Raw genomic sequence first — 26,121 nt, forward strand, 5'->3', positions numbered from 1 at the left:
ACCAAGACACCCCGAACACCCCGCAATCCCACGAGCAGCTTCACGCCTGTGGTTCGATCATCGATCAGCAAGGCCGCGAAGTACCGATCACCGAATCGATGATCCAGCAGGCCTGCAAGGAGCTCGAAAAAGAGCGCAGTGAGTCGCATTGAATGCAGTGAGATCGACCTTCATGCCTAGCGCCTAGGCCTGAAGGTCGACTTGTTTCATGGCAGGAAGGCCACAGGGCAGTGACTGCACGAGCACCGACTTGTACTGATGCACTACTCCAAACAGTAACAAACGGTTGCTCGCACGCTTACTTTTTCATCCTCCTACGATTCGAGCCTACGGACGTATCGCAAACGTCATTGATAGCTGCTTGATGGCTGCCCTTAAGAGGCACGCTAACGGTCACTTCAGATTTCGTGTGGTCTCAGCGGCCGGGGCAACTCGCCCTGACCTGTTCTTACTCGAAGCGAAACGCGCGATATAACGTTTGGCAACAATGCGAACTGATAAAAGTAGGGGGTTTCGGGATAGGGAGGCTTTGCAGGATGCTTTAGTAATCCCGCGTAATAGTGCACGCCAGGTTGCAGGCCTTCAGCGTTATCCACGTAAACATCAAAGATGGTGGTAGGCGACTGACTTTGGGCGCCCCGTTTTCCCTGATAAAATTCAGCTACTGGCAACTCACCCGCGTAAAAACCTGCGCCAAACTCATTATCGGACTTGAAATAATAAGGGTCCACACCAAATCGTTTGTGCTGATCCAGAGGCGTCCTTAACACGTCTTTGCGGCCTTGTAACGTTCCTGTCAGCGCTGGCGCGTATTCAGTTTTGGACGCATGATATCCAACGAGCGTTTTTGAGGCCGGCCGATCAAATCCATTGAATGAATGGCGCCGCTGTCTCAGCTGATAGGGCCGGGCCTGTGGCCTACCCCTGTTCTGAAGTGGGCCTTCTACGAAGCGAGGGCTCATCCACTGCGCACGGGGAAGCAAAGGTGTGTTGAATGCCCGGCTAAGCCCAGTGTTATCGCTGTAGTTGACAGGGTCGCCTTCGCAATAGGCGAAAGCATTGAGACCCCCTGCCCCCAATGGGCTGGTTGGATCCGCACCGATGAACCGCATCAACGTCGGGCTATACGCCCGGCGACCTGCGCCTAATAAATACAAACCCGTCAAGCCGTCTACCAGCTGGCCATTGAACGCCAATGACGAAAGACCATAGGGTAGGCGTCCTTCAAATCCATACGGAGTAAATGCAAGGTGCTGGCGCTCCCTGATGTTCTGGGCCGATTGGCGGCCACCTAGCAAATCTCCTGCCAACGTGCCCGCTGAACCATGGGTAGAGACAGTCATGTCAAGCTCCTTCGCGTGAGGAGTGACCATCATCATGATCTTCTACGCAACGTACAACTGACAAAACTATCAATTGCACAATTTGAAAATTTGCTAAATCCTATTTGCTTCACTAGGCCTCGAGACGACATCGGGCCTGCTTGTAGCGCCACGTTGCTGATCCGCCAGATTGACGCAGCTTTCAGAGTCCGTGGGAATTCATTTTCCGGCGATGGCGACTCTGTCGCCATCGCTGTTCCATTCCTAGGCTATAGGGCTACATACAGACTTTATCGACCCACGTCTTGAGCAGTGTGGCGCTTCACACCACCTGCGCCCCCAACGCCTGCGCCACTGCAGCAATGGCCTGCCCCTGCCCCGCCACCTTCACCCGCAGCCCTTCGATCTCGCGACGCGGTGGATACTGTTTGCGCAACCGATCGAACCCTGCCTTCTGCACCGCCACGTCGTCGCTCAGGCTGCGCCGGAAGTCCGCATCGTCGCGGCGCGGGTCATACACCGCGCGGCACAAGGTCGACAGCACCCAGGCCGGGTCGGCGCTGGCGTCGAAGGTCAGTTCGGTCAGGGCTTGCGCTGGCAGCAGCGCGGCCAGGTGCACCTGTGGCGCCCGGCCCAGCCAACGGCACAGGGCCTGGTACACCTGCGCCGTGCCACGCTGGCGCCCATCGAGGCTGTAGCCGGCGATGTGCGGCGTGGCCAGGGTGCACAGGTCGGCCAGGGCCAGGTCCACCTGAGGCTCGCCTTCCCAGACGTCGAGCACGGCGTGCAGATCGTCACGCGTTTGCAGGCATTCGCGCAGCGCCGCGTTATCGACCACGGGCCCGCGGCTGGCGTTGATCAGCCAGGCGCCCGTGCGCAGCCGCGCCAGCTGCGCACCGCCGAGCAGGTGCCAGGTGGGGTGCGGACCGTCGCGCAGCAGCGGGGTGTGCAGGCTGATCACGTCGCACTGCGCGAGCACCGTGTCGAGGCTGACGAAGTCGCCGCCCTCGCGGGCCTGGCGCGGTGGGTCGCAGACCAGCACCTTCCAGCCCAGCCCGCGCAGCACCTGCACCAGGCGGCCGCCGACCTCGCCAGCCCCGACCACACCATAGGTGCGCGTGCTCAGGTCGGCGCCCTCGAGGTCGGCCAGGGTCAGCAGGCTGCCCAGCACGTAGTCCACCACCCCCCGTGCATTGCAGCCCGGCGCGCTGGTCCAGTGGATCCCGGCCTGGGCGAAATGCTCGAGGTCCAGGTGATCGGTGCCGATGGTGCAGGTGCCGACGAAGCGCACGCGGCTGCCCTGCAGCAGGTGGCGATCGACCCGGGTCACCGAGCGTACCAGCAGCACGTCGGCGTCCTTGACGCAGGCGGCGTCGATGGCGCGCCCTGGGTAACGGCGGATCTCGCCGAAGCCTGCGAAAAAGGCGTCGAGCAGCGGGATGTTTTCGTCGGCAACAATCAGCATGGCGCTCTCCAGTCAGGGGAACGCAGTGTAGGCGCTGGGCGCACGCCCGACCAGCCGGGGCTCACTCGTGTTTCTTGCGGATCCAGTACAGATAGGTGCCCGCGTCTTCCTGCTGGTTCACCAGCTCATGCCCGAGGAAGGTGCAGAACTTGGGGATGTCGCGACGGGTCGAGGGGTCCGTGGCGATCACCTTGAGCAGGCCGCCGGCCGCCAGGTCACGCACGTGCTGGTGCAGCATCATCACCGGCTCCGGGCAGTTGAGCCCGCTGGCATCGAGAACGGCATCGGGGGTGTGGTCGGTCATGGGCAGCTCCGTGAAAAGGTGCCCATTGTCGCTCAAGCGCAGGCGATCAGCCAACCGGGTGCCTTCAGGCCAGAATGTTGCGCAGCGACAGGTGCCGGGCATACCAGGGCCGTCGTGGAACCTGGCGCGTCAGCCGCGCCAGGGCGTCTTCCGGGCCGAAGGTCAGGCGCAGCGCCAGCTTCATAGTCTCCACGTCCATTTCCACCGAGCGACCGGGCTGGGTGCCAGGCACGGTGCTGCAGCCATGGGTGAGCGGTCCGAGCCAGGGGTCGCCCACCTCCACCCAGTCACCGGGTGCGAACCAGCGCACGCCCTCGACCTCCAGCCGCTGCACCTGGCCAGGGTGGTGGCGCTCGTGGGCGCGGTACCAGTCCTCGATGCGGTCGTCGATCCAGCCGTGGAAGCCCCAGAACACCGGATGGGCGTGGGAGGAGAACGGATCGCCGAGAAAATCGTTGCTCGGCCCGAACCAGCGCGGCGCGAAGTCTGCCGGATCACGGGCGAACGGCACCGGCGCGCCGTTGGACGGGTCGCGTGGCACGCTGGCCCAGCACATGTGCAGCCAGTCGTGCAGGGTCATCTCCAGTTCCGAGCCGAAGGCGCCGAGCGACAGCTTGGACAGGTACAGCGGGTCCTGGTACTGCGACTCCCAGACCTGGAAGTTGCTGCAGAACGTCTCGTCGGTCTTGATCGCCGAGACCCACTGGCCATAGGCCTCGTCCCCCGGTGCCTGCCAGGCGGGCGGCACGCTCAGGCCGTCGTGGTTCTCGCAGTAGCGGATGAACCCTTGCCGATCCCGTTCGACCGAGCGTTGCGGCAGGGGAAACTGCGGCCAGGACGGCAGGTCCTGCAGGCGCCGGGCCTGGCCGAGCATGTGCCGGTGCATGAACAGAAAGTCCACGCCCGAGCCGTTGCGGTGCTTGCGCGGGCCGCGGGCGTCGCGTTCGTGATCGCGTGGCCCAGGTTGCCAACCCAGCCCGCGCAAGGCCTGGCGCCGTTCTTCGGGCAGCGTGTGCCACTGATCGCGGCTGGCATGCCAGAGTTGGTGGAACAGGCGATGTTCCGGGGCGATGACCCACTCGGCCATCCGGGCATTGAACGCCAGGCGTTCGCGCGCCTCGGGGAACGGCCGCTTGAGCGCCACGAAGCGGCCATCGACGACCGGCAGGGTCAGCGGGCGGTCGAGGCGCTGCAGCTGACCGCTCAGGCTGCCCCTGCCCGCGTTGGCGTACTCGCCCCAGACCTCGTCCAGGTCGGCGTCGAAGACATAGCTCGGGCCACCGCGCTGGCTGAACAGCCGCCACCGTATCCGGCTGCCGTCGACCCCGACCAGGTCGCCGACCACCCGGTAGGCGGCGACCGCCTCGCTGCGTAGCGCGTCGCCAGTGTCGAGGTAGCCGCGCAGGCCACGGCCCTTGCTGGCCACGTCGAGCAGCAACTCGAGCCCTGTCGCAGGCAGCCCTTCGAGCCGGGCTTGCGCACCGTCGAGGCGGACGTCCCAGATGCCCCGCAACCGATCGGCGAGCACCTGACCGGGGTAGTCGGCCAGTTCGACGCTGGCCTCGCCCGGGGTGACGATAGCGTCCTCGGGGTCATGGGTGAGCGCCTTGTGCGCGTGATAGGCCCCTGTCCCCGCCGCGCCAGCGGCCGCCAGGCCGGCGATGAACCATCGTCGAGAAATTGTCATTGCGCCTCTAATCCGCCGGACCCGTGTCGCTCAACCCTGTCCCAGCAAGAACGTAGCGTGACAGGTGAAATTTAACCCGCGCCTGGCGTATGTGTAATTCAGAGGCGGCGCGGGTCGTTTCATCGGTAGGACCCTAGACACGAGGTACGCCCGATGTTCGCCCTTCTGCGCCCCAAACGCTCCCAGGCCACCGCGTACGGCCTGTTCGACATCGAACTCAAGGCCATCGAACGGCTCAGCCCTTCGCTGTGCCGCTACGTGTTCGGTGGCGAGGACGTGCGCCGGATGACCACCCTGGCCCCAGACCAGCGCGTCAAACTGTTCTTCCCCACGCCTGCCGGCGCGCCGCCTAGCCTGCCCCACGGCCCGCACTGGCAGAAGGCACGCCGCGGCCTGCGCCCGGAGCACACGCCACCGATGCGCACCTACACCCTGCGTGCGCTGCGCCGCGAGGCGGCCGAAGTGGACGTCGATTTCGTCCTGCATGGCGTCAACGGTCCGGCCTCGGCCTGGGCCACCGACGCCCGCCTGGGCGACCGCCTGCAAATGGTGGCGCCGAACCTGGACTATGCCGAGGACCCCGGTGGCTATGAATGGAAGCTGACCGAGGCCACGCGCCGCGTGCTGCTGGTCGGCGACGAAACCGCCCTGCCCGCGATCGCCGGGATTCTCGAGCAACTGGCCGACCACAGGCCCGAGCTGGCCGTGCATGCCTACCTGGAAGTGCCCGTGACGGATGACTGCCTGACGTTACGCCATGGGCCGAATGCGCAGGTGCATTGGCTGCCACGGGACCGATCGGGCCAGGCCCAGAGACAAGGGATGCTGCAGGCGGTGCGCGAACTGGCGTCGCTGCCGGCGACCCAGGGCAGTGGCGAGGCGTTCGACGACATCGACCTGGACCAGCAGATTCTCTGGGAGCAAGGCGGCCAGGCGGCGTCGGACTTCCAGGCCTGGATCGCCGGAGAGGCGACGGCCGTGCGCGAGATTCGTCGCTACCTGCTTCAGGAACGCGGGCTGGCCAAGACCTGCCTGACCCTGATGGGGTACTGGCGCGCGGGTCAGAGCCTGGAGTGAGTGCTGTTGGACGGGGCGCTTGTGAAGTGGTCAGTGTCACCTGCCGAGGTCGGGTGGATGGCAGGTCGACCGGTGGGATCGTAGCGCTGATCTGACAGACGGGGAGGCGGATTTTATGGGCCCTGCGGGCCCAATCGCGGCCGGTCCGGCGCCCCGGCTGGGGCCGCTCAGAGACCGCGATAGCCTGCAACGCCGCGGTGCGGCTACGGGTGTAGGAGCGGCCCCTGTGCCGCGATTGGGCCCGCCAGGGCCCACAAAACAGTCAACGCGTCAGAGCAGAAAAACACAGTTGCCTACACAGATCGGTGACGGCGGTGCTGATTGGCCACAGGGCTGCCACGCCTGTGTGCTAGCCCCCACCGCCCACCGCCGCAGACTCTCGCCTCACCCCACCGCTGCCGCCAGCGCCCGCCCGAACCGCGCCGCCACGTCATCGATCTGCTCGGCCGTGATGATCAGCGGCGGCAGGAAGCGCACCACCGCGCCGTGTCGCCCGCCCAGCTCGAGGATCAGCCCACGGCGCAAACACTCGCGCTGCAGCCGGGGCGCCAACTGGCGGCAGGCAGGTGGGTGCCCCAGGGCATCGCGCTCGCCGTGCGGGTCGACCAGTTCGACCCCCAGCATCAAGCCACGCCCGCGAATGTCGCCCAGTTGCGCGAAGTCCTGCTGCAAGCGTTGCAGGTGACCCCGTAGGCGCAAGCCCATGGCCTCGGCGTGGGCGCCTACGTCGTGCTCGACCAGGTAGGCGATCACCGCCGACCCGGCCGCCATGGCCATCTGGTTGCCACGGAAGGTGCCGGCGTGGGCGCCTGGCCCCCAGGTGTCGAGCCAGTCGCGGTAGACCACCACCGCCAGCGGCAGGCTGCCGCCGATGGCCTTGGACAGGGTGACCACGTCCGGGACGATGCCGGCATGCTCGAAGGCGAACATCCGGCCCGTGCGGGCAAAACCACTCTGGATTTCGTCGACGATCATCGCCACGCCGGCCTGCTCGGTGAGACGGCGCACCCCACGCAGCCAGTCCAGGTCGGCAGGGATTACCCCGCCCTCACCCTGCACCACCTCGACGATCACCGCCGCAGGCAGTGCCACACCCGCTTCAGGATCGTTGAGCAGCGTCTCCAGGTAATGCAGGTTGGCCTGCACCCCCGCGGCGCCACCCAGACCGAAGGGACAGCGGTAGTCGTAGGGGTACGGCATGAACTGCACCCCGTTGCCGAGCAGCGCCCCGAGCGGTTTTTTCGGCCCCAGGCTGCCCATCAGGCTCAAGGCGCCCTGGCTCATGCCATGGTAGGCGCCCTGGAAGGCCAGCACGGTGCTGCGACCGGTCGCGGTGCGAACCAGTTTGAGCGCGGCTTCCACCGCGTCGGTGCCGGTCGGGCCACAGAACTGGATTCTGGCCTCTCGACGCAACCCCTCGGGCAGCACGGCGAACAGATCCTGGACGAAGCGATCCTTGACCGGCGTGGTCAGGTCCAGGGTGTGCAAGGGCAACTCGTCGGCCAGCACGCGCTGGATGGCCTCCACCACCACCGGGTGGTTGTGCCCCAAGGCCAGCGTGCCGGCTCCGGCCAGGCAATCGATGAACTGACGGCCTTCGACGTCCTCGACATACACGCCCCGCGCGCGCTTGAGCGCCAACGGCAAACGCCGTGGATAGCTGCGCGCATTGGATTCCTGCTGCTGTTGGCGCAGCAGCAGCGGCGAGTCGGTGAATTCGTACAGCGGGGCTGGTTCGCCGACGGGAACGGCGCGAGCAGACAGGGTAGCGGTCGACATCGAGGGAAACCTCGCAAGCGAAGAAAGGTGCCCGCCACGCGCCTGCAAGCAGAGGCGTGGCGGGAGGTCGTCGCTTGGAAAACGCTTCAGCGTCGCCGGGATTTAGCCATGCCCGGCAAACCCCTGCCGATCAACCGACCCGCGCCGGGATGTCCAGGCGCACCCGCAACCCATCGTCCCGGCTGTCGAATTCGAGCTGCGCCGCGCAGCGCTGGGCGATGGCCTGGACGATCGCCAGCCCCAGGCCACAACCGCCACTCTGGCCATGGCGCCAGAACCGCTCGGTCAGGTGCTCGAGGTCTTCAGGCGCGATACCCGGGCCTTGGTCGCGCACCACGAAGGCGGCGCGGTCGTCGCTCACCTGCAAGGCCAGTTCCACGGGCGACTCGCTGCCGGCGTGGCGCAGCGCGTTGTCCAGCAGGTTGCGCAGCGCCGCCACGGCCAGGGGTGCCGGCATGCTCAGGTAGACCTGGGCGGCCTCCTCGGGCAGGCGCAACTGGATGCGCCGTGGATCGCCGCCGGCATCCTGCACCGCCTGCCGCACCACCTGGGCGGCGCTGCACTGGACGCCGTCGTCGAACGACAGGCTGCCTTCCACGCGCGCCAGCAGTAGCAACTGCTCCAGCGTGCGGTGCAGTCGGTCGGCGCCCTCCTCGGCATGGGCCAGGGCTTGCTCGCGCACGGGCCCCTCGGTCATGCGCGCCACTTGCAGGTGGGTCTTGACGGCGGTCAGCGGGCTGCGCAGCTCGTGCGCGGCGTCATCGGTCAGGCGGCGTTCGCGCTCCAGGGTCTGGGCGATGCGCCGGAACAGCTGGTTCTGGGTCTCGAGCAGCGGCTGCAACTCGCTGGGCAGGCCGGCCACCTGCAGCGGTTCGACGCTGTCGGCGCGTCGGCGCATCAGTGCATCGCGCATGTGGTGCAAGGGCGCCAGGCCCTTGCCCAGGCCCACCCAAAGCAGCCCCAGGCTACCGAGCAAGGCCATCAGCACCGGCGCCGAGGCGGCCAGCAGGATCGAGCGGTTCAACGCTTCGCGCTCTTCGTGACGATCGGCGGTGGTGATGCGCACATCGCCATGCTCATAGCTGAAGGTACGCCAGCTCACGCCGTCGATGACCTGATCGAGGAACCCGCTGCGCCGTGTGTCCATCGTGCCGTCGTGCGCATGGTTGCTGGCCAGGATCTCGCCGCGCAGGGAGCTGACCTGGCAGGCCATGCCGTCCGGAACGCTGAGCTGGTCGGCCGAAAAGTGCGCGTGCTCATCCCGTGCCGACAGGGGCTGGGGCAACTGATCGACCAGCCCGGCGACCATGCGCGCCGAGGCGACCAGACGCTGGTCGAGGGAGAACATCATCTGCTGGCGCAAGTCGCGCAGCATCCAGGCGGCGGCCAGGGCCCAGATGACGATGAAGGCACTGCCCAGGATCAGGCTCAAGCGCAGGCGCAGACTCATGGGGCAGACGCTCCCGGTGCCTGTGCCGGCCCCAGGCGATAGCCCAGGCCACGCACGGTCTCGACGATGCCGTTGCCCAGCTTGCGCCGCAGGTGATGGATGTGCACGTTGAGCGCGTTGCTTTCGACTTCGTCGCCGAAACCGTACACGCAGTCCTTGAGCTGCTCGCTGGACAGCACCCGCCCCGGGTTCTGCAGCAGCGCCTGAAGCAGCGCCTGCTCACGGCGCGACAGGTCGACCGCCTGCCCGGCGAGGCTGGCCTGGCAGCGACTGGGGTCATAGCGCAACGGGCCATGCTCGATGACGTTGACCGCCCGGCCGGCCACCCGCCGCAACAAGGTGTGCAACCGCGCCGCCAGTTCGCGCAGGTCGAAGGGCTTGAGCAGGTAGTCGTCGGCGCCGGCCTGCAGCCCCTCCACACGGTCGGTGACCGCATCGCGCGCGGTGAGCACCAGCACCGGCAGGGTTTCGCCTTGCTGGCGCAGGCGGCGCAGCAGCTTGAGGCCGTCTTCGTCGGGCAGGCCGAGGTCGAGGATCATCACGTCGAAGCGCGCGGCCTGCAGCATGGCGCGCGCGGCCGAGGCCGTGGCCACACGGTCGACCACCAGGCCTTGGGCGATCAGGCCTGCGGCGATGCCGCTGGCGATCAGGTCGTCGTCCTCGCAGAGCAGTACGTGCATGCTGGGGCTCCAGAAAACAGGATGGGCAGTGGAACAGGGCCGAATTAAGCCGGGATTATGCCGTGTAGCCCTTCAGATGCAAGGTTACATTTCCTTACGAAAGCTCCGGTTAATACCGGGTTAATCGTACCTGCCGAGCATGCCTGCCAGTTTTGTTCCACAGGGTGCCGTCATGCGTGTGTTACTGCTGTTCTTCATCGTATTGTTCACAGGGCCGCTCCAGGCCAATCCGTTCGAGCGCCAGCCGGACTTCCTGCCCGTGGACCGGGCCTTCGCGCTCAGCCAGGAGCGGTTGCCCGACGGGCAGATGCGCCTGCGCTTCGACATCCAGGACGGTTACTACCTGTACCAGAAGCGCCTGTCGTTCGAGGGCCTGCCGGTCGACCAGCACCCGGTGTTGCCTGAAGCGACGACGCACCATGACGACTTCTTCGGCGAGTCGGCCATCTATCGACACACCCTGGTGCTCGACCTGCCCGCCAGCGCCACCGGCCAGCTGCGCCTGGGCTGGCAGGGCTGCGCCGATGCCGGCCTGTGCTACCCCCCGCAGACCCGCCTGATCGACCTGGGTGGCGCGCCCGCCACGACGCCGGCCCTGGCCGATGATCAGAGCCTGGCCGGCGAACTGGGCGCCCGTGGCCTGGGGTGGAGCCTGCTGGCGTTCTTCGGCCTGGGGTTGCTGCTGGCCTTCACCCCCTGCTCATTGCCCATGCTGCCGATCCTGGCGGGGCTGGTGCTGGGCACGGGGGCCAGTGCCCGCCGTGGCTGGCTGCTGGCCGGGGTCTACGTGATCTGCATGGCCTTGGTCTACGCCGCGCTCGGCGTGCTGGCCGCGCTGCTGGGCGCCAGCTTGCAGGCCTGGCTGCAACAGCCCTGGCTGCTCGGCGCCCTGGCGGCCCTGTTCGTGGTATTGGCCCTGCCCATGTTCGGCGCGTTCGAGCTGCAGCTGCCGGCGGCGGTGCGTGATCGGCTGGACCGCGCCGGTCGAGGCGCCCGTGGCGGCAGCCTGTATGGCGCGGCGCTGCTGGGGGCGTTGTCCGGCCTGCTGCTGGGGCCGTGCATGACCGCGCCACTGGCCGGTGCGCTGCTGTACATCGCCCAGAGCGGCGACGCCTGGCACGGCGCGCTGGTGCTGTTCAGCCTGGGCCTGGGCATGGGCGCACCGCTGTTGCTGCTGGTGACCCTGGGCAACCGCTACCTGCCCCGCCCTGGCGCCTGGATGAACCGGGTCAAGGGCGTGTTCGGCTTCGTGTTCCTGGGCATGGCACTGTACACGGTGCGCGGCCTGCTGCCGGCGCCGCTGGTGGTGGCCGTGTGCGGCGCCTGGCTGCTGGCCCTGGCCTGGGCGCTGTGGCTGACGCTGCAGTCGCTGCCTCAACTGCGCTCGCTGGGCCTGATCGCCGGCCTGTGGGGCGCGCTGCTGATCATCGGCGCCAGTGCAGGGGCCAGTGATCCTTGGCAGCCCTTGCAGCCGTTCGGTGGCGGCGTCTCCCGCGAACGGCCTGCCGATCCTGAGCCGTTCACCACCGTCAGCGATCCGGCGACTTTGCAGCGCGAACTGGACGCGGCGCGTCAGGCCGGGCAATGGGTCCTGCTGGACTACTCGGCGGACTGGTGTGCGGCCTGCAAGGTCATGGAGCGCGAGGTGTTCGCCCGAGCCGAGGTCCAGGCCAGTCTGGCTGACGTGCGCCGGTTGCGCCTGGACGTGACCGCCGACGGTGAGGCCAGTCGCGCGCTGCTGCGTCGCTACCAGGTGCCCGGCCCGCCTACGCTGATCTGGCTGGGCCCTGATGGCCAGGAGCGTCGCGCCCGCCGCCTGACCGGCCAGGTCGATGCGTCGACGTTCCTGGCGCACTGGCAACAGACCCGGAGCCAAGACTGATGTTGAGCCTGAACCTTGGCCCGGTGACCCTGGCCTTCGATCACCTGGTGCTGCTCGTGGCCTTGGCCGTGGCGAGCCTGATCGCTGGCAGGTGGGTACGCCGTGGCCATGCCGACACCCGTACGGCCGTCTTCAACCTGCTGCTGGTAGGCCTGGCCTGCGCGCGGATCGGCTTCGTCATCGTCTACTGGCCGAGCTACCAGGCCGATCCCTGGCAGGCCCTCGATGTGCGCGACGGCGGGTTCCTGGCGCTGCCGGGTGTGCTGGGCCTGGCCCTGGCCGCCCTGCTGTACGGCTGGCGCAGGCCCCCGACACGTCGCCCGCTGGCCTGGAGCCTGCTGGGCGCGGCGCTCGTGTGGACAGCGGGCGGACTGTTCGGCCACTGGCAGGAACAGCAGACCCGGCTGCCCGACCTGGCCCTGCAAGACGCACAGCAGCGGCCGGTGACGCTGCAGCACTACGCCGGACGACCGCTGGTGGTCAACCTGTGGGCCAGCTGGTGCCCACCCTGCCGCCGCGAGCTACCGGTGCTGCAAGAGGCCCAGCGTGCCTATCCCGAAGTGACCTTTCTGTTCGTCAACCAGGGCGAGACGCCCGAGCTGCTCGGGACCTTTCTCGCCACGGCCGGGCTGACGGACTCGCACGTGCTGTTCGACGACACAGGCGAGCTGGCCCGTCGCGTCGGCTCTGCCGCGCTGCCGACGACTTTGTTCTACGACGCCGACGGACGCCTGGTGGGCAGCCACCTGGGCGAGCTGTCGCGCGCCAGCCTGCGCCATGCGCTGCTTCCCCTTCTGCAGGCGGCCCCGCCTGCCCCCGATTCCACAGGACATTGATCATGCCCATGCTTTCACGACTTTCTCTGCTGTCGACCTTGGTGTTCGCTTCGCTGGCCCACGCCGAGTCGTTTCCCGAGCCGATCCGCCAGTTGCAGGACAAGGGCGCGGTGATCAAGGGCCGCTTCGACACCCCTGGCGGCCTGAAGGGCTACGCCGCCGAATACCAGAACAGCGCCATGGCGCTGTACCTCACCGAAGACGGCAAGCACGTGCTGGTCGGTACGCTGTTCGATGAGCAGGGCCAGGACCTGAGCGCCGAACCCCTGGAACGGCTGGTGTACGGCCCGATGGGCGAAGCGGTGTGGGGCCAGCTGGCCCAATCGGCCTGGATCGCCGACGGCCGGGACGATGCGCCACAGACCCTGTACGTGTTCAGCGACCCCAACTGCCCCTACTGCACGATGTTCTGGGAGCAGGTGCGGCCCTGGGTGACCTCGGGCAAGGTGCAGGTGCGGCATGTGATGGTCGGCATCATCCGCCCCGACAGCCTGGGCAAATCGGCGGCGCTGCTGGCCGCGAAGGATCCGGTCAAGGCCCTGGCCGACCATGAGCGGGCGGGCAAAAGCAGCCCGCTGGCCCCGCTGACGCCGATCCCCGAAGCCCTGAACACGCGGTTGCAGGCCAATCAGGCCTTGATGCAGTCGCTGGGGCTGAGCGCCACGCCGGCGATCTTCTACCGCGACGGGCAAGGACGCCTGCAAAGCCTGCAAGGCGCACCGGGCGAAGCGCGTCTGACGGCGGTGCTGGGGAAACCGTAGGACCACCGGCACTCCATCCTGGGCGTGACGGTGCGAGCACTGCAGGCACGTCGCGCCCCGCCCGTGCCTTATCGCGCGCGGGGCTTGAGGTCCAGCCGACGCAGGTGGCAGGTCACCTCTTCGCGGTCGTGGTACAGCTGCTTGCAGGCGATCGACACGCGCACCTTGCGCGCCTTGAACCCGGCCTCCATCCGCTCGAGCAGCCGTCGCACCTCGGCATGGCGCTGCTTCATCGGCAGCTTGAGGTTGACCACCGCCTCACGGCACAGGCCCTCGCCCAGCCAGGTCTCGATCAGCGACGCCGTGCGCGCCGGCTTCTCGACGATGTCGCAGACCATCCAGTCCACCGTCTGCTTGGGCTGCCAGGTGAAGCCGTCGGCCATCAGGTGCTGGACCAGGCCGGTGTCCATCAGGCTCTCGGCCATCGGCCCGTTGTCGATGGCGGTCACCAGCATGCCCCGACGCACCAGCTGGTAGGTCCAGCCGCCGGGCGAGGCGCCCAGGTCGACGCCGGTCATGTCGTCGGACAGCCGCGCGTCCCACTCGTCGCGGGGGATAAAATGGTGCCAGGCTTCCTCCAGCTTGAGCGTCGAACGGCTGGGGGCCTCGCGAGGGAATTTGAGCCGCGGAATGCCCATGGGCCACTGCGCCGAATTGTCGTCTTCGGCCAGCCCCAGAAACACCCGGCGCCCACTGATGAAGGTCAGCAGCAAGCGCGCGCCCCGACCTTGCTCAACCAGCCGCCCGGCCTTGAGCAGGGCCTTGCGCAACGGGACGTCGAACTTGCGGCAGAAGGTCGACAGTTCCTTGCCGTCGTTGCTGTCGAGCACCTCCAGCCACAGGCTCGTGCACACCGGCAGGTCAGCCAGGTGTTCGAGCAGCACGCTGATGCGGTCCTGCTCGGGCAGCTCGACGAACCGCCCACGGGCCCACTGCCGAATGAAGATCAGCTGCTCGAAGCGTATGCCGGCCATCAACCGCGCCGGCCCACCCGGCTCCAGGCAGACGAACTCGGCGCAGGCCGTCTGCGGTTTGCTGCGGGCATAGCCCGGCACGCCCAGGCGGGCGGCGTGCTCGCTGATCTCGGCGCAGACCTCGCCCTCGAAACCGGGCCGGCAATGCATCAACAGGGTATCCATCTTTCACTCCACGACGGCGGCGCACCAGGCGCGCGCCTTGTTCCACCGCGAAAGCCGCGGCGACAAGGCGGCGAATGATAAAGGAACCGATCTGAACCTGCGACCTGCCCGACCGGTCCAGTATAGAGTCAGGTCGGGCAACGCAGCCCGGCCCTTGAGCCTGGTCCGTGCCGTGCGGACCCTCATACAGAGCGGTGACACCGGCGCCCCTTCACGATGCGCCGGGCACCGGCGCAGAAGGAGTTGGCAATGCCCTCGCTCGATAGCCTGAATACCCTCAAGACCCTCACCGTGGGCGACCGCGTCTACCACTATTACAGCCTGCCCGATGCCGCGCGCACCCTGGGCGACCTGGAGCGCCTGCCGATGTCGCTCAAGGTCCTGCTGGAAAACCTGCTGCGCTGGGAGGACGACCAGACCGTCAACCGCGACGACCTGCACGCCCTGGCCGGCTGGCTCAAGGACAAGCGCTCGGACCGCGAGATCCAGTACCGCCCGGCGCGCGTGCTGATGCAGGACTTCACCGGCGTGCCCGCCGTGGTCGACCTGGCCGCCATGCGCGCGGCCATGGCCAAGGCAGGCGGCGATCCCCAGCGCATCAACCCGCTGTCGCCGGTGGACCTGGTGATCGACCACTCGGTCATGGTCGACAAGTACGGCAGCGACCACGCCTTCGCCGAGAACGTCGACATCGAAATGCAGCGCAACGGCGAGCGCTACGCGTTCCTGCGCTGGGGCCAGAGCGCCTTCGACAACTTCAGCGTCGTGCCCCCAGGCACCGGCATCTGTCACCAGGTCAACCTGGAGTACCTGGGCCGCACTGTCTGGACACGCGAGGAAGACGGCCGCACCTTCGCCTTCCCCGACACCCTGGTCGGCACCGACTCGCACACCACCATGATCAACGGCCTGGGCGTGCTGGGCTGGGGCGTCGGCGGGATCGAAGCCGAGGCGGCCATGCTCGGTCAGCCGGTGTCGATGCTCATCCCGGAAGTGATCGGCTTCAAGCTGACCGGTAAGCTGAACGAAGGCATCACCGCCACCGACCTGGTGTTGACCGTGACCCAGATGCTGCGCAAGAAAGGCGTGGTCGGCAAGTTCGTCGAATTCTATGGTGACGGTCTGGCGCAGCTGCCCCTGGCCGACCGTGCCACCATCGCCAACATGGCCCCGGAGTACGGGGCCACCTGCGGGTTCTTCCCGGTCGACGAGGTGACGCTGGACTACCTGCGCCTGTCGGGTCGCCCACAGGAAACCGTCGAGCTGGTGGAAGCCTATTGCAAGGCCCAGGGGCTCTGGCGCCTGCAAGGCCAGGAGCCGGTCTTCAGCGATGCGCTGGCGCTGGACATGAACGATGTCCAGGCCAGCCTGGCAGGGCCGAAACGTCCCCAGGACCGTGTCGAACTGCCACGCGTGGCCGCTGCCTTCGACAGCTTCCTCGACCTGCAACCCAAGCCGGCGCGCAAGGACGTGGGCCGTCTGGAAAGCGAAGGCGGCGGCGGTGTGGCCGTGGGCAATGCCGACCAGGCCGGTGAAGTCAGCTACACCCAGGGCGACGCGACCCATGTGCTGCGCGATGGCGCGGTGGTGATCGCCGCGATCACCTCCTGCACCAACACTTCCAACCCGAGCGTGATGATGGCGGCCGGTCTGGTGGCGAAAAAGGCCGTAGAAAAAGGCCTGCAGCGCAAGCCGTGGGTCAAGAGTTCCCTGGCGCCGGGCTCGAAGGTGGTGACCGAGTACTTCAAGGCCGCCGGCCTGACGTCCTATCTCGACACACTGGGCTTCGACCTAGTCGGCTACGGGTGCACCACTTGCATCGGCAACTCCGGACCGCTGGACGAGGCGATCGAACAGGCCGTGACCCAGGGCGACCTGACCGTGGCGTCGGTGCTGTCAGGCAACCGCAACTTCGAAGGCCGGGTACACCCGCTGGTCAAGACCAACTGGCTGGCCTCCCCGCCCCTGGTGGTGGCCTACGCCCTGGCAGGTAGCGTGCGTGTCGACCTGACCCAGGACCCATTGGGCACGGGCAAGGACGGCCAGCCGGTCTACCTGCGCGATGTCTGGCCGACCCAGCAGGAGATCGCCGACGCCGTGGCCAAGGTCGATACCGACATGTTCCACAAGGAATACGCCGAGGTCTTCGCTGGCGACGCACAGTGGCAGGCCATCGAGGTGCCCCAGGCGGCGACCTACGTCTGGCAGGACGACTCCACCTACATCCAGCATCCGCCCTTCTTCGACGACATCGCCGGACCACCACCGGCCATCGACGACATCGAAGGGGCGCACATCCTGGCGTTGCTGGGCGACTCGGTGACCACCGACCACATCTCCCCCGCCGGCAACATCAAGGCCGACAGCCCGGCCGGTCGCTACCTGCGGGACAAAGGGGTGGAAACCCGCGATTTCAACTCCTATGGTTCGCGCCGCGGCAACCACGAGGTGATGATGCGCGGGACCTTCGCCAACATCCGTATCCGCAACGAGATGCTCGGCGGCGAGGAAGGTGGCAATACGCTGCACGTGCCCACTGGCGAGAAGCTGGCGATCTACGACGCTGCCATGCGCTACCAGGCCGAGGGCACGCCGCTGGTGGTGATCGCCGGTCAGGAGTACGGCACCGGCTCGAGCCGCGACTGGGCCGCCAAGGGCACCAACCTGCTGGGTGTGAAGGCCGTGCTGGCGGAGAGTTTCGAGCGCATCCACCGCTCCAACCTGGTGGGCATGGGTGTCCTGCCGCTGCAGTTCAAGACGGGCGATACCCGTCAGTCGCTGGGGCTGACCGGCAAGGAGCGCATCGACGTGCGCGGCTTGCGTGAGGCGACGATCCGCCCCGGCATGAGCCTGCCATTGCGCATCATCGATGAAGCCGGTCAGGTCCGTGACATCGAGGTGCTGTGCCGGATCGACACGCTCAACGAAGTGGAGTACTTCAAGGCCGGCGGCATCCTGCACTACGTGCTGCGTCAACTGATTGCGTCGTAAGCGCTCTGCACTCACCTCCTGAGGTCGCCTTGCGGCGTCAGGAGGTTTCCTGCCGACCCCACCCTAGGGTCATCCTCCCGGCGCGTGCCTGCTCTTCTGGGCACCCGCCTCCCTTCACATTCGCCTGCCTGAAAAGAATCTCCATACCCTGGGAACTTTTCTGGAAATCACGCTCAACAAACGCAAGCCGTTGCCGATAGCTGTTCAAAGCCTTCACGGATAGACCAGCCGATGCGCAACAACCAGCCGATCACCCAGAGAGAACGGACGTTCCCTGCCCAGCAGCGTTTGATTTCCACGACCAACGCCAAAGGGGTCATCACCTACTGCAACGATGACTTCATCGACATCAGCGGCTTCACCCGCGATGAGTTGATCGGCGCGGCCCACAACCTGGTGCGCCATCCGGACGTGCCGCAGGCAGTGTTCGCGCACATGTGGCAGACGCTCAAGCAGGGCCAGCCCTGGATGGGTATCGTCAAGAACCGCTGCAAGTCGGGTGATCACTACTGGGTCAACGCCTACGTTACGCCGATCTTCGAGAACGATCAGGTGATCGGCTTCGAATCGGTACGGGTCAAGCCCACCAGCGAACAGATCCGGCGTGCCGAACAGCTGTACCAGCGGCTGACCCAGGGCAAGTCCGCCGTGCCGCGCCGGGACACCTGGCTGCCCGTGGTGCAGGATTGGCTGCCGTTCATTCTGGTGAGCCAGGTCGGTTTCCTGATCGGCAGCTGGATGGGCCAGAGCTGGGGCTTCGCCCTGGCGGCCGCCTTGAGCGTGCCCTTGGGGCTGCTGGGCCTGAGCTGGCAGCAACGTGGCCTCAAGCGCCTGCTGCGTCTGGCCGAGCAGACCACCTCCGATGCACTGATCGCGCAGATGTACACCGACAGCCGCGGCGTGCAGGCACGCCTGGAAATGGCCATGCTCAGCCAGGACGCTCGCCTGAAGACCTGTCTGACGCGGCTGCAGGACAGTGCCGAGCACTTGAGCCAGCAGGCGCAGCAGTCCGACGCCCTGGCGCACCAGAGTTCCACCAGCCTGGAGCGCCAGCGCGTGGAGACCGAGCAGGTGGCCACGGCCGTCAACCAGATGGCCACCACCACCCAGGAAGTGGCCACCCATGTGCAGCGCACGGCCGATGCCACGCAACAGGCCAATCGCCTGACCGGCGAAGGTCGTCTGATCGCCGGGGAAACCCGCGAGGCCATCGAGCGCCTGTCCACCGCCGTGGGCGAGACCGGGCAGACAGTCACCCAGCTGGCCAAGGACAGCGATGAAATCGGCGGCGTGGTCGATGTGATCAAGGGCATTGCCGACCAGACCAACCTGCTGGCGCTCAATGCCGCCATCGAAGCGGCGCGGGCGGGCGAGATGGGCCGCGGCTTCGCGGTGGTCGCCGACGAAGTCCGCCAACTGGCGCAACGTACGGCGGAGTCCACCGGGCAGATTCACACGTTGATCGCCAAGTTGCAGCAGACCGCCAACAATGCGGTGCTGACCATGGAAGCCGGGCATCGCCAGGCCGAGGAAGGCGTGGCGCGGGTGATGGAGGCCGACCGGGCGCTGTCGGGCATCAGCGATGCCGTGGCGCACATCACCGACATGACCACCCAGATCGCCGCCGCGACCGAAGAGCAAACGGCCGTTGCAGACGAGATCAGCCGCAACATCAGCACCATCGCGCAACTGGCCGACCAGACTTCCGAACAGGCGCAGAGCTCGGCGCTGTTGAGTGAAGAGCTGACGCGCACGGCCACGGGTCAGTATTCGTTGGTCGAGCGGTTCAATCGGTAGGGGTTGGAAGGGAGCGGGCTGGCCCGTGAGAAGGGAGCGATTGACCGGGCCTCATCGCTGGCAAGCCAGCTCCCACATAGATCTCTGCAATTATCCACCCAGGTCTTTGTAGCCTTCCATCTGGGTCTCTGCAGCTTTGGCTGCCGCGCTGTCGCGTAGAGAACATGACGATAGTTGGCAGGATCCGAAGCCTCATTGCTAATCGATTTTAGGGCCGCTTTGCGGCCCATCGCGGCACAGGGGCCGCTCCTACACCCGTAGCTCCACCGCGGGGTTGCAAGCTATCGCGGTCACCTGTGGGAGCGGCCCCAGTGCCGCGATTGGGCCCGCAGGGCCCACAAAAATCCTGAAATTATTCCTTTTAAAATCAAAAGGATATTTTATGTTCTATGAGAGCGGGCTTGCCCGCGATGCAGGCGCCGCTGGTTGACAGAAAAGGCAACCCTACCCCCACACACCACAGGGCAACCCAGACGGCTCGATCAGGCCCAGTCCAAGGCCAGGGTGCTGTCGAACACCCGCCCTTCCCCGCTCAGCGGATCCGTGAAACTCAACCGCTGGGCCAGGAGCTTCAGAGGCTTCTGGTAATCGTCGGCCTGTGCCACCAGGGTCGGGTAGAACGGATCGTACTGGATCGGGGCTCCCAACGCGGCCATGTGCACCCGCAGCTGGTGGGTCTTGCCCGTCACCGGCGACAGTCCGTAACGCCACCACTCGCCCCGCTTTTCCAGCACGCGGACATGGGTCTCGCTGTTCGCCACGCCGGGTACTTCCTGCATGCGGAAGAACGGTTCCCCATGGGCCAGACGACTCGTGTGGACATAGGGCACCGGCAAGTCGGGCAAGGCCGGTGCGATGGCCTGGTACTGCTTGTCGATGCGCCGCTCGGGAAACAGCCGCTGGTAGGCGCTGCGGCTCTCGGGGTTGCTGGAAAACAGCACCAGGCCTGCGGTATGCCGGTCGATACGGTGCAGCGGGACCAGGTGCGGGTTGTCCAGCTGCCGGATCAACCGACGCAGCAAGGTCTGCTCGACGTACTCCCCCGTGGGCGTCACCGGCAGAAAATGCGGCTTGTCGACCACCACCAAGTGATCGTCCGCATGCAAGACCACCTCCTGCACGGGAATCGGGCGCTCGTTCGGCACTTCGCGAAAATAGTGCAGGCGCAGACCGCGTCGATAGGGCAGATCCGCCGACACTGGCTGGCCTGTGGCATCGAGCACGCGACCGCGCTGAAAACGGTCGAGCCAGCCTTCGCGTCCTACCGCCTTGAAATGCTCGCTCAGGCAATCGAGCACGGTATTCCAGGCTCCAGACGGGAGGCAGACCGTGCTGGCTTGCTGCAAGGCGGGATCGAACGGCGCGGACATGGGGACGACTCAGTGACGAAAAGACGCGGCATTATCCGCCAAGCGCGAGGCGGCAACCAGCGTCTGCCGATGTCTCGCTGCGCTCCTTGAGCCAGCGCAGCACCTGCACTGCCTCCCAACGACTGGGGTCGTACAAGGCATACACCTGCCCTTCGTAGCCCACCACATCGAGCGGCCGGTGATACCCGGCGCGCTGGAACAGGGCTTCGACCTCGGCGAAACAGGTGTTGAAATGCACCTTGCCGAAGGGCGTGCGCTCACCGACCACCAGGCCGTCGAGGCGCAGCTCCAGCGCCGCCTCGAGGACGCTGTCCACCTCCATGCGATTGACGCTGTACTTCAGTTGCTCGACATTGACCATCGGTTCTCTACCACCCTTACTGTATAGGCATACAGGATAGAGAGCCTGCCAGGCCCCGTCAAACGTCAAACGCTTCCTCATCAGCGCAGAAAGTGTGCGATCTGCTCCGCATCGAAAGGCCAATCGAGTTCGGCGCCCGTGTCGCACCGCCGCAGGACGGGCACACGCCAGGCATAACGCTCGAAGCACGCCGGGTGTTCGCTGAGGTCGATCAGTTCGACCAGCAAACCGTGATCGACCCAAGGCATGAGCAGGGCTTCGGCCAGTTCGCACAGGTGGCACCCCAGGGTGCCGAACAGCTGGCATTCAGGTGGCATGTGCAGCTTCTCGCATGAAGGAGAACGAGCCGTCAGTCTAAGCCCATCGTCACCACCGCGCACCTGAGTCGACACAGACGTTCAATCCTGGCTGGTGGCACCGATGCGGTGCAGGGCCAGGTCCGCGCCCTGGAACTCCTGCTCCTGGTCCAGGCGCAGGCCGTGCGTCCACTTGATGACCCCGTACACGGCAAAACCCCCGACCAGCGCCACCAGCACGCCCGCCAGGCTGCCGATCACCTGGCTGATGACGCTGACGCCGCCCAGGCCACCCAACGCGGTCGAGCCGAACACACCACAGGCCAGCCCGCCCCAGAGGCCGCACAGACCGTGCAACGGCCAGACCCCCAGCACATCGTCGATCTTCCAGCGGTTCTGTGCCGCCGTGAAGCTCCAGACGAACAGCACGCCCGCGATCAGGCCGGTGGCCAGCGCGCCCACTGGATGCATCACATCCGACCCCGCGCACACGGCCACCAGGCCCGCCAGCGGACCGTTGTGCAGGAAACCGGGGTCGTTGCGACCGGCCAGCAGCGTTGCCAGCGTGCCACCGACCATGGCCATGAGCGAGTTGATCGCTACCAGGCCACTGATGCCTTCCAGGGTCTGCGCACTCATGACGTTGAAGCCGAACCAGCCGACGATCAGGATCCATGAGCCCAGAGCCAGAAACGGGATGCTCGACGGCGCGAAGGCGACCAGCCGGCCATCGCGATAGCGCCCGCGACGTGCACCCAGCAGGATGACCGCCGCCAGGGCCAGCCAGCCGCCCATGGCATGCACCACCACGGAGCCTGCAAAATCGTGGAACGGTGCACCGAACCGCGCCGCGAGCCAGGCCTGTATGCCCAGGTTGCCGTTCCAGACGACGCCTTCGAAGGCGGGGTAGACCAGCGCCACGATCAACGCCGTGGCACACAGTTGCGGGGCGAAGCGCGCACGCTCGGCGATGCCGCCGGAGATGATCGCGGGGATCGCCGCCGCGAACGTCAGCAGGAAGAAGCCTTTGACCAGGGCATAGCCATGGTCCTGGGTCAGCACGGCAGCTGGCTGGAGGAAGCCGACGCCGTAGGCGATCCAGTAGCCCACGAAGAAGTAGGCCATGGCCGAGACCGCGAAATCACTGAGGATCTTGCACAGGGCGTTGACCTGGTTCTTGTGCCGTACCGTGCCGACCTCGAGAAATGCGAAGCCCGCATGCATGGCCAGCACCAGAATGGCGCCCATGAGGAGGAACAGTGTGTTGGCGCTCTGCGCAAGTGCATCGGTGGCCGGGTGTAGCGATTCCATCGGACGGTTACCTGAAAAAAGGCACCCTTAATGCTCAATCGACCGTTTCTGTGCACCCTTTCAGTGCCAGACCCACGTAGACTTGGTGGGAATGAGCACGGTCTTCGGGCGCGATACGGGGCAAGCGGGGTGTCTTGTAAGGAGTGTGATCCCTGTGCGTGAAAAATCATGCACGCATCCGGTGCGGCATCTAAGATTTTGCGCAAGGACAAAGCAAAGGCTGTACCAAGCCCTCATGCTGAACCTTCGAAGCGGTCCGAGACTCGAACCCTCCACACACCTTTGCAGGGAGACACGCATGACCACCTCGGTAAAGCAGGCACAAGACATCCTCAGGGAAGACATCCAGGCGCTGATTCGTGATACCGAAAAGCTGCTGACCGATACCGCCGACATCGCCGGCGACCAGGCCACCGAGTTGCGCGGGCAGATCGAAGACCGCCTGCTGCAGGCGCGCCAGACCCTGGAATCGACCCACGACACGGTACGCCAGCGCGGCGAAGAAGCCCTGTGCGTCGCCGACGACTACATCCGTGAAAAACCCTGGCAGGCGGTCGGCATTGCCGCTGGCGTCGGTCTGCTGATCGGCCTGTTGGCCAATCGTCGCTAAGGAACCTCCATGGACAATGAAACAGTGGAGACCGGCAGTGCCTCGACCGTGCGGCGCTTGAGCGCCTCCGTGCTCGGCCTGCTGCATGGTCACCTGGAACTGTTCGGCATCGAGCTGCAGGAGCAGAAGACCCGTTCGCTGAGGCTGTTGCTGTTCGCAGGCCTGGGCCTGTTGTTCGCGCTGCTGCTGTTGCTGGCGCTGTCAGGTCTGCTCCTGATACTGGTCTGGGATACCTACCGCCTGACGGGCATCATCGGCCTGTGCATCTTCTACGCCCTGGCCACGCTCTTCTGCGGCCTGCGCGTGAAGGCTGCCGTGTTCGATGAGTCGTCACCGTTCCACGCCACCCTCGAAGAACTTGCCAAGGACCGGGAGCGCCTGTTGCCATGAGCCTGCCTACTCTTCCCGATTCACGTAATCCACGCGAACTGCGCAAGGCCTTGCTGCGTCTGCGCATGGAGATGCACCGCCAGGAAATCCGTCAGGAGACGTCCACGCTGCTGTCGCCGCTGCACCGCTTGCGTTCCATGGGCAGTTCGCTGCAAGGTGGCATGGGCTTGAACCATGCGCCGCTGTGGGGCGTCAGCGCGGTCAGTGCCCTGGGCTTCCTGACCGGCAAGAGCGCACGCGGCGGCAAGCTGACGCGCCTGGTGCGCATCGGTGCGACCTTGATCCCGTTGGCGCGCCTGCTGCTTCAGGTACGTCGCCAACGCCACTGAAGGATGCCCTGTGCCCTGTCGCGGGCAGCCAGACCTTTACCTGACCGGAGATCGACCTTGGACTGGCAGACCCTGCTGACCCGCGAACGCCTGGGCAAGGCGCTGTACAGCCCTGAAGAGCTGGGCCGCAGCCCCTTCCACAAGGACCACGACCGCGTCATCTTCTCTGGCGCGTTCCGGCGCCTGGGTCGCAAGACCCAGGTCCACCCGGTGACCAGCAACGACCACATTCATACCCGCCTGACCCACTCCCTGGAAGTCAGTTGCGTAGGGCGCTCGCTCGGCATGCGCGTGGGCGAAACCTTGCGCGATGCCCTGCCCGACTGGTGCGCACCGAGCGACCTGGGCATGGTGGTGCAGTCGGCCTGCCTGGCCCATGACATCGGCAACCCTCCGTTCGGCCATTCGGGCGAAGATGCGATTCGCCACTGGTTCCAGCAAGCTGCGGGTCGTGGCTGGCTGGACGACATGAGCGATGACGAGCGCGGCGATTTTCTCAACTTCGAAGGCAACGCCCAGGGCTTCCGGGTGCTGACGCAACTGGAGTACCACCAGTTCGAGGGTGGCATGCGCCTGACCTACGCCACCCTGGGCACGTACCTCAAGTACCCCTGGAGCGCGCGGCATGCCGATGCGCTGGGTTACAAGAAGCACAAGTTCGGTTGCTACCAGAGTGAACTGCCCCTGCTGGAGCAGATCGCCGGGCGACTGGGCCTGCCGCAACTCGACGAGCAGCGCTGGGCACGCCATCCGCTGGTCTACCTGATGGAAGCGGCGGATGACATCTGCTATGCCCTGATCGACCTGGAAGACGGGCTGGAAATGGAGCTGCTGGACTACGCGGAAGTCGAAGCCCTGCTGTTGAACCTGGTGGGCGACGACCTGCCGGACACCTACCGGCAACTGGGGCCGAACGACTCGCGGCGGCGCAAGCTGGCGATCCTGCGCGGCAAGGCCATCGAGCACCTGACCAATGCAGCGGCGCGTGCCTTCGTCGAACAACAGTCTGCCCTGCTCGAGGGTCGCTTGAGTGGTGATCTGGTCGAGCACATGCATGGGCCGGCCAAACAGTGCGTGCTGCAGGCCAAGGACGTGGCGCGCAAGAAGATCTTCCAGGACAAGCGCAAGACGCTGCACGAGATCGGCGCCTACACGACCCTGGACATCCTGCTCAACGCCTTCTGTGGCGCTGCGCTGGAGCAGCACGGTGGGCGCTCGCCCTCGTTCAAGAGCCGCCGGGTGCTCGACCTGCTCGGCAACAATGCGCCTTCGCCCGAGGGCTCGCTGCACGCAGCCTTCCTGCGCATGATCGACTTCATCGCCGGCATGACCGACAGCTATGCCAGCGAGATGGCGCGCGAGATGACCGGTCGTGCCAGCGGCGCCTAGAGACGAGCCACGGGGTCGCCGCTAACGACACAGGTCGAGCGCTCACGTATGCCTTTGGCAGCAGACTGCCGTGGCGCACTCTCTACGGCGGCCTTCTCACGCTGATTCGACACACGCTAAGCCGCGCGTCGAATCAGCATTTTGTAGCCTTAGCGATTTTTTGCTGTAGTCCTTTTCCTAGATAACTCTTAAAGCCCGAACGCTCATGTCCGTCATCTAACAACTGAGCTAAGGTGCTGCCCTGCCTCCGACATCTATGGAAAGTTAATATGTATTCTGTCTTCATTGTCGATGATCACCCGGTCATTCGCCTGGCCGTTCGCATGTTGCTGGAAAACCAAAGTTACAAGGTCGTGGGTGAGTCCGATAACGGTGTGGATGCCATGCAGATGGTTCGCGAGTACCGTCCGGATCTGGTCATTCTCGACATCAGCATCCCGAAGCTGGATGGCCTGGAAGTCCTGTCGCGCTTTCAATCCATGGCGCTGCCCATGAAGGTGCTGGTGCTGACGGCGCAGTCCCCTGCCCTGTTCGCCGTGCGCTGCATGCACTCTGGCGCCGCCGGGTATGTCTGCAAGCAGGAAGACTTGAGCGAACTGTTGAGCGCCATCAAGGCCGTACTGTCCGGTTACAATTATTTCCCCAGCCAGGCCATCAATCCGGCTCAAGAAAACGAGAGCCGTGACCTGGAACTATTCAAACTGGTCAATGATCGCGAACTCATGGTGTTACAACTTTTTGCACAAGGCCGCAGCAACAAGGAAATCGCATCCGGCATGTTTCTCAGCAACAAGACCGTCAGTACCTACAAGAAACGTCTGATGCAAAAGTTGCGCGTCAACTCGCTGGTCGAACTCATCGACATCGCCAAACGTAACGCCCTGGTGTAACCGAA

General features: G+C 65.8%; 22 protein-coding genes. 11 read left to right on the top strand and 11 right to left on the bottom strand.

Annotated elements, in window-relative coordinates; translation table 11 throughout:
* Positions 1-1,644: 1,644 nt before the first annotated feature.
* From APT63_12850 to APT63_12860, 3 genes are all read right to left on the bottom strand, one after another.
* A complete protein-coding gene (locus tag APT63_12850; GenBank protein AMA46433.1) occupies positions 1,645-2,787 on the bottom strand; it encodes an erythronate-4-phosphate dehydrogenase in 1,143 nt (380 codons plus the stop codon).
* Positions 2,788-2,848: 61 nt separating this feature from the next.
* A complete protein-coding gene (locus tag APT63_12855) occupies positions 2,849-3,091 on the bottom strand; it encodes a sulfurtransferase TusA (GenBank protein AMA47896.1) in 243 nt (80 codons plus the stop codon).
* A 64-nt stretch (positions 3,092-3,155) separates the two neighbouring features.
* On the bottom strand, positions 3,156-4,778 hold the full coding sequence (locus APT63_12860; GenBank protein ID AMA46434.1) for a PvdJ/PvdD/PvdP-like protein: 1,623 nt from the start codon (positions 4,776-4,778) through the stop codon (positions 3,156-3,158).
* A 153-nt stretch (positions 4,779-4,931) separates the two neighbouring features.
* On the opposite strand from APT63_12860, the gene APT63_12865 reads away from it, so the two are divergent.
* Positions 4,932-5,855 carry an iron utilization protein gene (locus APT63_12865; protein ID AMA46435.1) on the top strand — a complete coding sequence of 308 codons (924 nt, stop codon included), beginning with the start codon at positions 4,932-4,934 and terminating at the stop codon, positions 5,853-5,855.
* A gap of 384 nt (positions 5,856-6,239) precedes the next feature.
* Here APT63_12865 and APT63_12870 read toward each other — a convergent pair whose 3' ends face one another.
* The 3 genes from APT63_12870 to APT63_12880 form a co-directional block, all read right to left on the bottom strand.
* A complete protein-coding gene (locus APT63_12870) occupies positions 6,240-7,634 on the bottom strand; it encodes a 2,4-diaminobutyrate 4-aminotransferase (GenBank protein ID AMA46436.1) in 1,395 nt (464 codons plus the stop codon).
* 130 nt (positions 7,635-7,764) lie between these two features.
* Positions 7,765-9,084 (bottom strand): histidine kinase, encoded by a 1,320-nt coding sequence (locus tag APT63_12875; GenBank protein ID AMA46437.1) that lies wholly within the window; start codon positions 9,082-9,084, stop codon positions 7,765-7,767.
* On the bottom strand, positions 9,081-9,764 hold the full coding sequence (locus APT63_12880; GenBank protein ID AMA46438.1) for a two-component system response regulator: 684 nt from the start codon (positions 9,762-9,764) through the stop codon (positions 9,081-9,083). The genes APT63_12875 and APT63_12880 overlap by 4 nt, the downstream gene beginning before the upstream one ends.
* A 172-nt stretch (positions 9,765-9,936) precedes the next feature.
* On the opposite strand from APT63_12880, the gene APT63_12885 reads away from it, so the two are divergent.
* Genes APT63_12885 through APT63_12895 form a run of 3 tightly spaced genes read left to right on the top strand, consistent with a single transcriptional unit; the run spans position 9,937 to position 13,243 of the window.
* Positions 9,937-11,646 carry a thiol:disulfide interchange protein gene (locus APT63_12885; protein ID AMA46439.1) on the top strand — a complete coding sequence of 570 codons (1,710 nt, stop codon included), beginning with the start codon at positions 9,937-9,939 and terminating at the stop codon, positions 11,644-11,646.
* Positions 11,646-12,482: a peroxiredoxin gene (locus tag APT63_12890; protein AMA46440.1), complete on the top strand. Its 837-nt coding sequence runs from the start codon at positions 11,646-11,648 to the stop codon at positions 12,480-12,482. Before APT63_12885 ends, APT63_12890 begins: the two co-directional genes overlap by 1 nt.
* Positions 12,483-12,484: 2 nt before the next feature.
* Positions 12,485-13,243, top strand: a complete 759-nt coding sequence (locus APT63_12895) for a dihydroneopterin aldolase (GenBank protein AMA46441.1) — start codon at positions 12,485-12,487, stop codon at positions 13,241-13,243.
* Positions 13,244-13,311: 68 nt separating this feature from the next.
* Here the strand turns inward: APT63_12895 and APT63_12900 are convergent, their stop codons facing one another.
* Positions 13,312-14,382: a 23S rRNA (cytidine(2498)-2'-O)-methyltransferase RlmM gene (locus tag APT63_12900; GenBank protein AMA46442.1), complete on the bottom strand. Its 1,071-nt coding sequence runs from the start codon at positions 14,380-14,382 to the stop codon at positions 13,312-13,314.
* 249 nt (positions 14,383-14,631) lie between these two features.
* On the opposite strand from APT63_12900, the gene APT63_12905 reads away from it, so the two are divergent.
* Both APT63_12905 and APT63_12910 read left to right on the top strand, forming a co-directional pair.
* A complete protein-coding gene (locus APT63_12905) occupies positions 14,632-17,373 on the top strand; it encodes an aconitate hydratase (GenBank protein AMA46443.1) in 2,742 nt (913 codons plus the stop codon).
* Between the two features lie 231 nt (positions 17,374-17,604).
* A complete protein-coding gene (locus APT63_12910) occupies positions 17,605-19,170 on the top strand; it encodes a chemotaxis protein (GenBank protein AMA46444.1) in 1,566 nt (521 codons plus the stop codon).
* 482 nt (positions 19,171-19,652) lie between these two features.
* Here APT63_12910 and APT63_12915 read toward each other — a convergent pair whose 3' ends face one another.
* The 4 genes from APT63_12915 to APT63_12930 all read right to left on the bottom strand — a co-directional run bounded on the left by APT63_12915 (position 19,653) and on the right by APT63_12930 (position 22,508).
* On the bottom strand, positions 19,653-20,540 hold the full coding sequence (locus tag APT63_12915) for a pseudouridine synthase (protein ID AMA46445.1): 888 nt from the start codon (positions 20,538-20,540) through the stop codon (positions 19,653-19,655).
* Between the two features lie 31 nt (positions 20,541-20,571).
* Positions 20,572-20,901, bottom strand: a complete 330-nt coding sequence (locus APT63_12920; GenBank protein AMA46446.1) for a transcriptional regulator — start codon at positions 20,899-20,901, stop codon at positions 20,572-20,574.
* 80 nt (positions 20,902-20,981) lie between these two features.
* Positions 20,982-21,218: a glutaredoxin gene (locus APT63_12925; protein ID AMA46447.1), complete on the bottom strand. Its 237-nt coding sequence runs from the start codon at positions 21,216-21,218 to the stop codon at positions 20,982-20,984.
* A gap of 81 nt (positions 21,219-21,299) precedes the next feature.
* Positions 21,300-22,508 (bottom strand): ammonium transporter, encoded by a 1,209-nt coding sequence (locus APT63_12930; GenBank protein ID AMA46448.1) that lies wholly within the window; start codon positions 22,506-22,508, stop codon positions 21,300-21,302.
* 298 nt (positions 22,509-22,806) lie between these two features.
* Here APT63_12930 and APT63_12935 point away from each other — a divergent pair, with 298 nt between their 5' ends.
* From APT63_12935 to APT63_12955, 5 genes are all read left to right on the top strand, one after another.
* Positions 22,807-23,118, top strand: coding sequence for a hypothetical protein (locus tag APT63_12935; GenBank protein AMA46449.1), 312 nt, complete (start codon positions 22,807-22,809; stop codon positions 23,116-23,118).
* A 9-nt stretch (positions 23,119-23,127) separates the two neighbouring features.
* A complete protein-coding gene (locus APT63_12940) occupies positions 23,128-23,508 on the top strand; it encodes a hypothetical protein (GenBank protein ID AMA46450.1) in 381 nt (126 codons plus the stop codon).
* Positions 23,505-23,837: a hypothetical protein gene (locus APT63_12945; protein AMA46451.1), complete on the top strand. Its 333-nt coding sequence runs from the start codon at positions 23,505-23,507 to the stop codon at positions 23,835-23,837. Before APT63_12940 ends, APT63_12945 begins: the two co-directional genes overlap by 4 nt.
* 57 nt (positions 23,838-23,894) lie before the next feature.
* On the top strand, positions 23,895-25,226 hold the full coding sequence (locus APT63_12950) for a deoxyguanosinetriphosphate triphosphohydrolase (GenBank protein ID AMA46452.1): 1,332 nt from the start codon (positions 23,895-23,897) through the stop codon (positions 25,224-25,226).
* Between the two features lie 269 nt (positions 25,227-25,495).
* Complete coding sequence (locus APT63_12955) at positions 25,496-26,116, top strand: LuxR family transcriptional regulator (protein AMA46453.1); 621 nt, start codon at positions 25,496-25,498, stop codon at positions 26,114-26,116.
* Positions 26,117-26,121 lie beyond the last annotated feature (5 nt).

Source organism: Pseudomonas monteilii (assembly GCA_001534745.1).
GTDB lineage: Bacteria > Pseudomonadota > Gammaproteobacteria > Pseudomonadales > Pseudomonadaceae > Aquipseudomonas > Aquipseudomonas alabamensis.